The following is a 9,497-nucleotide window of genomic DNA, read 5'->3' as shown; positions in this document are numbered from 1 at the left end:
CGCCGATGGGGAAAACGTCGGGAAGAACCCCCCCACCTCCCGGTCCCAGCGCACCAGCAGCTCGTCCGCGCCCGGCAGCCCCGGGGTGGCCCGGGCCAGCACCGCCCGGGCCCGGGCGGGATTCTCGGCCGCGCAGTGCTCGGCGAGCCCTTCCACGGCGGTGGTCAGCACCACCGGGTCGGCCTCGGTGGCGAGCAGGGTGTCCAGCAGCTCGCAGCGCAGCGCGTCCGCCGCCGGGTCGGCCACCGGGACGGACAGCACCTCGGCGAACGGCCGCCGGACCTCCGCCCCGCGGGCGGCCAGCGCGACGCCGAGCAGCACCCGCAGCTCCAGCCGGTCGGCCGGGCCGACGGCGCCGGCGCGCCCCAGCCGGCGGCCGAGGTAGTCGACGGCGACCGGCCCGGCCGGCGCCGGGTCCGCCCGCAGCAGCCCGGCGGCCAGCTCGGCGCCCCGCCGCACGGCCGCCGGGGCAGTGGCGTCGGCGAGCACCCTCAGCGTCTCGGCGAGGGTCGCGCCGGGGCCGGCCGACCCGGCGGCGAACGCGGCCAGGACGGGCTCCGGGTCGCTCTCCAGGGCCGGGGCGAGCGCCCGCGGGGTGAGGAAGGCGTCGCCGCCGGCCCGGAGCCGGGCGAGGGCGGCCGGCAGGTACGCGGAGCGGGTCGCCGGGTCACCGACCAGCAGGGCCAGCGCGGCCCCGTGCAGGCCGGGCTCGTCCTCCCGGGCGAGCAGGGTCAGCGCGGTGTACCGGAGCAGCTCCGCCCCGGCACCGGAGGCGTACGGGGCGGTCCGCAGCGCGTGCACGGCGGCCGCGACGTGCCGTTCGGGCCGCCGGTCGTGGCTCCAGCGGTCCACCGCGCGGCAGAGCGCGGACGGCTCCTCGGCGGCGAGCACGGTCAGCAGCGCGTCCGCCCTCGGGTGCGCGGCCGCGGCCAGCGCGTCGGCCAGTTCGTCCAGGGCGAGCCGGCGGTGGGCGCGCAGCAGGTCGTGGGCGACGTCGGCGACGGTGCGGCCGGGGCGCCCCGGCAGGCCGCGCGCGTCCTCGAACCAGTCACAGAGCAGCGGGAACACCGCGACCGGGTCGGCGCGCAGCCGCTCGGCCACCGCGGCGAGGTAGCGCTGCCCGGGGCCGTCGGCGGGCATCAGGCGGCGCAGCAGGTCGAGTTCGGCCTCGACGGGCAGGCCGAGGCCGGTCCAGAAGGCCGGGCCGAAGCGGCCGAGCCCGGCCGCCCGGAGCGCCGCCGTGCCCGCCGGGCCCGCCCGTTCGGCGATCCGGGACGCCAACTGGTCGAGCAGTGCCCGGTGTTCGGCCGGGTCCGGGCCGACGGTCAGACCCGCGGCGAGCAACCCGGCCGCCCACCAGGCGGGTTCACTGCCCGGCGGGCGGAGGTCCAGGGCGCGCCAGATCCGGTGCAGCCACGGGTCGAGGGCGCCGGCGCCCCAGGTCTCGGCCACCCGGCGCAGCGCGGCGACGACCGGGCCGATCCGGTGCCGGGGGACGGCGCTCGCCCCGGCGGCCGGCTCCCCCGCGCGGTGGCCGCCGGGCTCCTCCGGCTCGTCGGCCGGCCAGGGCGGGGTGTCCTCGGCCTCGCCGAGCAGCAGCCGCAGCGCCGCGTCCAGGTCCAGGTGCCGGCCCTGCAGCCAGTCCGCGAACTCCCCGTGCGCGAAGCGGAATCCGGGCCCGGCCGGGACGAACAGGCCCTCGGCGAGCACCGCCGCGGCCCAGCCGCCCTCGACCGGGAACAGCTCCTCGAAGACGGCGTGGTCCAGCCCGCCGTCCGACCGGCCGCCGAGCATCCGCCGGGCCGCCTCGTGCACCCGCCCGGCCACCGCCGCCGCGAGCCGGCGCACCCGCCGGTGCCGCGGTGTGCCGGGCCGCACCGCGCCCCGGCGGTGGGCGCCCGGGCGGCGCGGCCGGGCGTCCTCGGCCAGCCGCTGGGCCACCCGCAGGCAGCGCAGGTCCAGGAAGGCGCCGAACAGGTCGCCCCGGCGCACCGGACCGTCGTGCAGCCCCTGGGCCCACAGCTCCCCGGCCAGCCGGACGGCCAGCGGGTGCCGGGCGTCCTCGGCGGCGGCCGGGTGCCCGGGGGGCAGCCCGTACCGGCGGCGCACCCGCTCGGCCGCCTCGGGGGGCAGCGGGCCGAGCCGCTGTCCGGCCAGGCTCGGCCCGCCGTGGCCGCGGCCGTCCATCCGCACGGTGGGGGCGCTGCCCAGGTCCCCGTGCGGGTGCGGCTCCTCCGTCCGGCGGGGGCCCGGGATGCCGCTGCCCCAGGTCTCGGCCGCGAGCAGTTCCCACAGCTCCTCCCCGCAGGCCGTCACCAGCCGGGCCCCGCAGCCGGTCAGCCACTGGCCGGCGCCGCGCAGCCAGCGCGCGTCCACCGGCAGCGGGGCCTCCTCGGGGCCGTCCAGGACCACCAGCAGCGGCCGGCCGGCCGCCGCGCACAGCGCGGCCACCGGCTCGGGCGCGGGCGCCGGGGTGCCGAGTCCGGCCGCCGCGGCGGCCAGCGCCCGCTCCACCGGCTCGGCGAGCGACCGGTCGTCGGCGTGCAGGTCGGCGCCGCGCAGCCAGAGGGTGGGCAGCGGGTGGGTGCCGCCGTGGCGGCGGGCGGCCAGGGCGGCCAGTTCGGTGGTGCGCCCGCTGCCGGGGGCGCCGACCAGCACGGTGACGGTCGCGGCCGGAGCGTCCCCGGCCAGGCCGTCCGGCCGGTCCACCCGGTCGGCGGCCAGGTGGGCCACCCGGCCCGGCCCGGCACCGGCCGCCGTCACCTGGGCGGCGGTCAGCCGCAGCACCCCGGCCAGGTTGAGCGCCGGGCCGTAGCCGGGCACCGCGGCCGCGTTGCCCGCCAGCACTCCGGCCAGCGCCTCGGCGCCGCCCGTCCCGTCCGACGGGTCCGCCCCCACCGCCACGGCCGGCAGCGCCCCGCCGTGCCGGGGCCCGCCCAGGGCGGGCGCGGCCAGGGCGAGCACCGCCCCGCTGCGGGCGTCCAGCACCGGTGATCCGGCCGGTACCGCGACCCCGCCGACCAGCGGCACGTCCAGCAGCAGCACCCCGCCCAGCCGGTGCCCGTGGTACGCCGCCGCGGTGACCCCGAGCAGCCCGCAGCGCAGCGCGACCACCCGGCCGTCCTCCCCCGCCAGCGCGGGCAGCAGCACCTCCCGCGCGGCCGCGGCGGGGGCCAGCGGCAGCGGCGGCACCGGCAGCCCACCGACCGCCTCGGTGCGCAGCAGGGCGAGGCCGTACCCGGGCAGTGGCAGCACGGCGTCCGGGCCGAGCACCCTGGTCTGCCCGCCGGGGGTGTGCAGCACGATCCGGTCCAGGCCGGCCACGCTCTCGTGCGCCGTCAGCACGCTCCCCTGCGGGTCGGCGACGAACCCCAAGCCGTGCAGCCGCCCGTCGAGGTCGCGGATCCGCAGCAGGTACCGCCCCGGATCGCCCTCCGGAAACCCCGGCATCCCGTACCCCTTCGGCCGTCGCTCGCTCGCCGTCGGGAGCCTGCCCGCCGGAGCGGCGCCCCGACCGCGCCCGCGCCGCTCACCACGGGCGTTCGCTCCGCGCGCTCCCTCGTGCGGGTGAAGGTGCCGCGGGAACGTCGGAGCCCCCGTCGGGATGACTCCCGACGGGGGCTCCGAACAGCGGTGGGGCCGTCAGCCGACGAAGACCGCGACCGGCTTCGCCTGCCCGCCCTTCTCCTCGACCAGCGCGAGGAAGCGCCCGTCCGGCCCGTACACCGCGATCGGCCCGTCCACGCCCATCCCGGGCGCCTTCAGCCGGGCGCCGTGCGACAGCTTCTGCGCCGAGGCCTCGTCCAGGTCCCAGCGCGGGAAGGCGGCCGCCGCGGCCTCCGCGATCGGCAGCACCTCCAGCCCCTTGGCGTCCTCGCCGGTGACCTCGGCCTCCAGCTGCTCCAGGGTGCGCGCCGACTCCACCCCGTACGGCCCCACCTTGGTGCGCCGCAGCGCGGTCAGGTGGCCGCCGACGCCGAGCCCGGCACCCAGGTCCCGGGCCAGCGCCCGGATGTAGGTGCCGGAGGAGCACTCGACGGTGACGTCCAGGTCGATCACCGGCGTGCCGTCCTCCGCGACCGCCGCGCGCTGCTCGTGCACGGTGAAGGAGTGGATCGTGGTCGGCCGGGCCGCGAGCTCGAAGTCCTCGCCCTCGCGCACCCGGGCGTACGAGCGCTTGCCGTCGATCTTGATCGCGCTGACCTTGGACGGCACCTGCATGATCTCGCCGGTGAGTGCCGCGATCCCGGCGTCGATCGCCTCCCGGGTGACGGCGTCGGCCGGGGCCGAGGAGGTGACCTCGCCCTCGCGGTCGTCGGTGACGGTGGTCTGGCCGAGCCGGACGGTCGCCTCGTAGGTCTTGGCGGTGAGCATCAGGTGGCCGAGCAGCCGGGTGGCCCGCTCGATGCCGATCACCAGCACGCCGGTGGCCATCGGGTCCAGGGTGCCGGCGTGTCCGACCTTCCGGGTCCCGGCCAGCCACCGCAGCTTGGCGACGACCCCGTGCGAGGTGATGCCCTCGGGCTTGTCGACGATCACCAGGCCGTCCGGGCCGGTGCCTTTGCGCTTCATCGGGTTCTTTCTCTCAACAACATCAGCAGAGATGATCAACGTACCGGTCGCAGCGCGCCCCGGAACCGCTCGACCACCGCGGCCACGTCCTCCCGGACGCTGAATCCGGCCGCGTGGACGTGCCCGCCGCCGCCCAGTTCGGCGCAGGCCGCGGCGACGTCCACCACACCCCGGGAGCGCGAGGAGCCGCGCAGCGTGCCGTCCGGGTCCTGCTTGAGCACCAGCGCCACCTCGGCCTCGGCCGGGCGGCGCAGGATGTCGATCAGTCCCTCGATCTCCTCGACCGTGACGCTGAACAGCGCGAGGTCCTGGTACGGCACCCAGGTCCACACCAGCCCCAGCCCGTCGGCCGCCTCCGGCTCGTAGACGGCCCGGTCGAGCGCGCCCGCGAGCACCTTGAGGTAACCGAAGGACGAGGTGTCCCACAGCTGCCGGGAGATCAGGTCGTGCCGGATCCCGGTGGCCAGCAACCGGGCGGCCAGCTCGTGGGTGGCGGGCGTGGTGGCCCGGTACTTGAACGAGCCGGTATCGGTGGCCACACCCGTGTAGAGGCAGGTGGCCAGCTCCTCGTCCAGCTCGACGCCGAGCCGGCGCAGCAACTCGTCGACCAGCACGGCGGTGGCCGGAGCGGTCGGGTCGATCAGCTGGTGGGTGCCGAAGCCCGGGTTGGAGGCGTGGTGGTCGAACACCACCAGGACGGGCGCGGCGAAGGCCTTGTCGTGCAGCAGGCCGAGCCGGCTCTCCGCGGCCACGTCGAAGCAGAGCACCAGCTCGGGCACGTCCGGCACCGCGGACGCCGGCACGATCAGCTCCTGGCCGGGCAGGAAGACCAGCGACTCGGGCACGATCTGCGGGTCGTCGCCGAAGGAGACCCGCACCTGCTTGCCGAGCGCGCGCAGCGCCAGCGCGGCCGCCAGCGAGGAGCCCAGCGCGTCGCCGTCCGGGCAGATGTGGCAGATCAGGTCGATCGAACGGGCCCGCCCGATCTCCGCCACCACCTGCTGCCAGATCAGCTCGAACCCGCTCTCCTCGGTGCGCGGGCCCGGGAGCGCCGCGAGGGCACCCTCCACCGTGCTGGTGGAGGACGCCCCCGTGGTCGATCCGGCTCGCGGGGCGGCCCGCGCCGGCTCACCCGCCATGACTACTCGTCCTCGTCGTCACGCTCGGACGCCGGAACCCGGTACGGGTCCGCGCCGCCGGCGTAGTCCGCCCCCGCGGCCTGGGTGCGCACGGCGGCGTCCGAGGTGCGGGCCCGGTCGAGCAGGTCGTCGATGTTCCGGGCGTTGTCCGGCAGCGCGTCCGCGACGAAGGTCAGCGTCGGCGTGAAGCGCACGCCGATCTTGCCGACCTCGGAACGGATCACGCCCTTGGCGCTCTCCAGCGCGGCCGCGGTGGCCTCGCGCTCGGTCTCGTCACCGAAGACGGTGTAGAAGACGGTGGCCTCGCGCAGGTCTCCGGTCACCCGGGTGTCGGTGATGGTCACGAACCCCAGACGGGGGTCCTTGATCCGCCGTTCCAGGGTCTGGGCGACGACCACCTGAATGCGGTCGGCGAGCTTGCGCGCCCTTGCGGTGTCGGTCACGTTGCCTCCTCGTGCAGTGGGCCCGGTACCCGGGTGAGCTGCGCACCCGTCGGGGCCCACGCCCCAAAGTACCGGCCCGCGCCCGGCCTTGCGGGCGCTCTCGGTCCTGATCCGTGTGAGAACGGCGACTTCCGCCGACCGGCTCCACGGGCCTCATTCATCGTCGTCGTTGTGGTAGCGCCTCCTCGCGGAGAGGAGTTGCACCTCGGGGCGGCCGGCGACCAACCGCTCACAGCTGTCCAGGACCTCGGTGACGTACCCGGCTTCGCCGGCCACCACCGCCAGACCGATCTCGGCCCGGCGGTGCAGGTCCTGGTTCCCGGTCTCCGCAGCGCACACGCTGTACTTGCGCTGCAGTTCGGCCACGATGGGCCGCACGATCGAACGCTTCTCCTTGAGCGAGTGGACGTCGCCCAGCAGCAGGTCGAAGGTGAGTGTTCCCACGAACATGTATGACAGGTCTCGCCGACCTGGAAGGCCTCGGGGAGCAGCCCGGAACCGGGCCGGCTCCGCTGTGTCCGACTACTTCCCGGACCCTACACAGCGAGACCGGGGCCGGTCGACGGAAATACCACCCGTCGACCGGCCCCGGCTGACACCGACTAGGCGCGCGGCTTCTCGCGCATCTCGTAGGTCTCGATGATGTCCTCGACCTTGATGTCGTTGAACGACCCCAGGGTGACACCGGCCTCGAAGCCCTCGCGGACCTCGGTCGCGTCGTCCTTGAAGCGGCGCAGACCCTCGATGGTGAGGCTCTCCGCCACGACCTTGCCGTCGCGCAGCAGGCGGGCCTTGGCGTTGCGGCGGATGATGCCGTCGCGGACCAGGACACCGGCGATGTTGCCGAACTTGGAGGAGCGGAAGACCTCGCGGATCTCCGCGGCGCCGAGGCGCACCTCCTCGTACTCCGGCTTGAGCATGCCCTTGAGGGCGTTCTCGATCTCCTCGATCGCCTGGTAGATGACCGAGTAGTACCGGACGTCCACGCCTTCCTTGTCGGCCGCGGCGCGCGCACGGCCTTCGGCGCGCACGTTGAAGCCGATGATGATGGCGTCCGAGCCCATCGCCAGGTCCACGTCGGACTCGGTGATGGCACCCACACCGCGGTGCAGGACCCGGAGCTCGACCTCCTCGCCGACGTCCAGCTTGACCAGGGCGTCCTCAAGAGCCTCGACCGAACCGGAGACGTCACCCTTGATGATGAGGTTGAGCTGCTCGATGGAGCCGGCGGCGATGGCCTTGTCCAGGTCCTCCAGGGACACCCGGACCCGACGCTGCGCGAAGGCGGCGTTGCGGTCGCGGGCCGAACGCTTCTCGGCGATCTGACGGGCGGTGCGGTCCTCGTCGACGACGATGAAGCTGTCGCCGGCGCGGGGCACCGAGGTCAGACCGAGCAGCAGCACCGGGCGGGACGGGCCGGCCTCGGCGAGGCTGTTGCCGTTCTCGTCCAGCATCGCGCGGACGCGGCCGTAGGCGTCGCCCACGACGATCGAGTCGCCGACGCGGAGGGTACCGCGCTGCACGAGCACGGTCGCCATGGCGCCGCGGCCCTTGTCCAGGTGCGCCTCGATGGCGATACCCTGCGCGTCCTGCTCGGGGTTGGCCCGCAGGTCCAGCGAGGCGTCCGCGGTCAGGACCACGGCCTCCAGCAGCTGGTCGATGTTCAGGCCCTGGCGCGCGGAGATGTCGACGAACATGGTGTCGCCGCCGTACTCCTCGGCCACCAGACCGAACTCGGTCAGCTGACCGCGGACCTTGGTCGGGTCGGCGCCCTCGACGTCGATCTTGTTGACGGCGACCACGATCGGCACACCCGCGGCCTTGGCGTGGTTCAGCGCCTCGACCGTCTGCGGCATGACACCGTCGTTGGCCGCGACCACCAGGATCGCGATGTCGGTGGACTTGGCACCACGGGCACGCATGGCGGAGAACGCCTCGTGACCCGGGGTGTCGAGGAAGGTGATCGGGCGCTCTTCGCCGTTCACGACCGTCGCCACCTGGTAGGCACCGATGTGCTGGGTGATGCCACCCGCCTCACCGGCCACCACGTTGGACTTGCGGATCGCGTCCAGCAGGCGGGTCTTACCGTGGTCGACGTGACCCATGACGGTGACGACCGGCGGGCGCGGGGCCAGCTGGTCCTCGTCGCCCTCGTTGGCGCCGAAGTCGATGTCGAACGACTCCAGCAGCTCGCGGTCCTCGTCGTCCCGGCTGACGATCTCCAGGACGAAGCCCATCTCGTCCGCCAGCAGCTGCAGCGTGGCGTCGGAGACCGACTGGGTCGCGGTGACCATCTCACCGAGGTTGAACATGACGGAGACGAGCGCGGCCGGGTTGGCGTTGATCTTCTCCGCGAAGTCCATCAGCGAGGCGCCGCTCGACAGGCGAACGGTCTGGCCGTTGCCGCGAGGCAGCATCACACCGCCGACGGACGGGGCCTGCATGGCCTCGTACTCCTGGCGCTTCGCCCGCTTCGACTTGCGACCGCGAGCCGGGCGACCGCCCGGGCCACGACCGAAGGCACCCTGCGTGCCACCACGGGCACCCGGGCCACCGGGACGACCGCCGAAGCCACCGGGACGCGGGCCGAAGCCACCGCCACCGCCGGGAGCGCCGCCACCGGGACGCGGACCGCCGAAGCCACCGCCACCGGCCGGACGCGAGCCCGGACCGGCCGGACGGCCCTGGAAGCCGGGACGGGCACCGCCGGCACCCGGACCACCCGGACGGCCGCCGGGGCCACCCGGACCACGGCCACCCGGACCCGGACGCGGGCCGGCCGGACGCTGCGGCATCATGCCCGGGTTCGGGCGAGGCATGCCGGACGGGGTCGGACCACCGGGACGCGGCGCGGCCGGACGCGGCATGCCGTCGGGACGCGGGGCGCCACCCGGACGGGGGGCACCGGCACCCGGAGCACCGGCGGGACGCGGACGGTCGCCACCGGGACGCGGGGCACCACCCGGACGGGGCGCACCGGCACCCGGAGCACCACCCGGACGGGGCGCACCGGCACCCGGAGCACCGGCGGGACGCGGACGGTCGCCACCGGGACGCGGACGGTCGCCGCCCTGGGCACCGCCCGGACGCGGAGCACCGCCCTGACCGCCCTGACGGCGGTCACCGGGGCGGCCCATGCCGGTCGCGCTGCCCGAGGTGAACGGGTTGTTGCCCGGACGCGGACCGGCCGGACGCGGGCCCGGACGGGCACCGCCGGCGGCCTGGCCACTGGGGCGCGGGGCCTGGGCGGCCGGACGCGGGGCGTCACCGGCCGAGGCCGGCGAGGAGAACTCGGCCGCGGGCGCGACCGGGGCCGCCGGAGCGGTGGGACGTGCGGCCGGGC

6 protein-coding genes are annotated in these 9,497 nt (G+C 76.0%); all 6 read right to left on the bottom strand.

The window, feature by feature from the left end; all coding sequences use genetic code 11:
• On the bottom strand, positions 1-3,450 hold a 3,450-nt coding region (locus ACFVGO_RS37330; protein ID WP_380636617.1), incomplete at its 3' end, for a serine protease.
• 192 nt (positions 3,451-3,642) lie between these two features.
• On the bottom strand, positions 3,643-4,572 hold the full coding sequence (gene truB, locus ACFVGO_RS37325) for a tRNA pseudouridine(55) synthase TruB (RefSeq protein ID WP_359909139.1): 930 nt from the start codon (positions 4,570-4,572) through the stop codon (positions 3,643-3,645).
• Positions 4,573-4,607: 35 nt separating this feature from the next.
• Positions 4,608-5,711 (bottom strand): DHH family phosphoesterase, encoded by a 1,104-nt coding sequence (locus ACFVGO_RS37320; RefSeq protein WP_359909142.1) that lies wholly within the window; start codon positions 5,709-5,711, stop codon positions 4,608-4,610.
• A 2-nt stretch (positions 5,712-5,713) separates the two neighbouring features.
• Positions 5,714-6,154, bottom strand: coding sequence for a 30S ribosome-binding factor RbfA (rbfA, locus tag ACFVGO_RS37315; protein WP_359909144.1), 441 nt, complete (start codon positions 6,152-6,154; stop codon positions 5,714-5,716).
• 153 nt (positions 6,155-6,307) lie between these two features.
• The gene (locus tag ACFVGO_RS37310; RefSeq protein ID WP_030311386.1) at positions 6,308-6,604 is read right to left on the bottom strand and encodes a DUF503 domain-containing protein; all 297 of its coding nucleotides are present in this window, start codon (positions 6,602-6,604) and stop codon (positions 6,308-6,310) included.
• Positions 6,605-6,756: 152 nt separating this feature from the next.
• The coding region (gene infB / locus ACFVGO_RS37305) for a translation initiation factor IF-2 (protein ID WP_380636613.1) at positions 6,757-9,497 on the bottom strand (2,741 nt) is incomplete at its 5' end.

Source organism: Kitasatospora sp. NPDC057738 (assembly GCF_042798815.1).
Taxonomy (GTDB): Bacteria; Actinomycetota; Actinomycetes; order Streptomycetales; family Streptomycetaceae; genus Kitasatospora; species Kitasatospora lactacystinica.
Note: the sequence above shows the minus strand (reverse complement) of the source record. Positions and strands in the feature narration are given on the sequence as shown.

What these genes read in the sequence shown, in the direction of transcription:
- truB (WP_359909139.1), bottom strand. Translation starts at nt 4,572, where the DNA reads ATGAAGCGCAAAGGCACCGGCCCGGACGGCCTGGTGATCGTCGACAAG.
- ACFVGO_RS37320 (WP_359909142.1), bottom strand. Translation starts at nt 5,711, where the DNA reads ATGGCGGGTGAGCCGGCGCGGGCCGCCCCGCGAGCCGGATCGACCACG.
- ACFVGO_RS37310 (WP_030311386.1), bottom strand. Translation starts at nt 6,604, where the DNA reads ATGTTCGTGGGAACACTCACCTTCGACCTGCTGCTGGGCGACGTCCAC.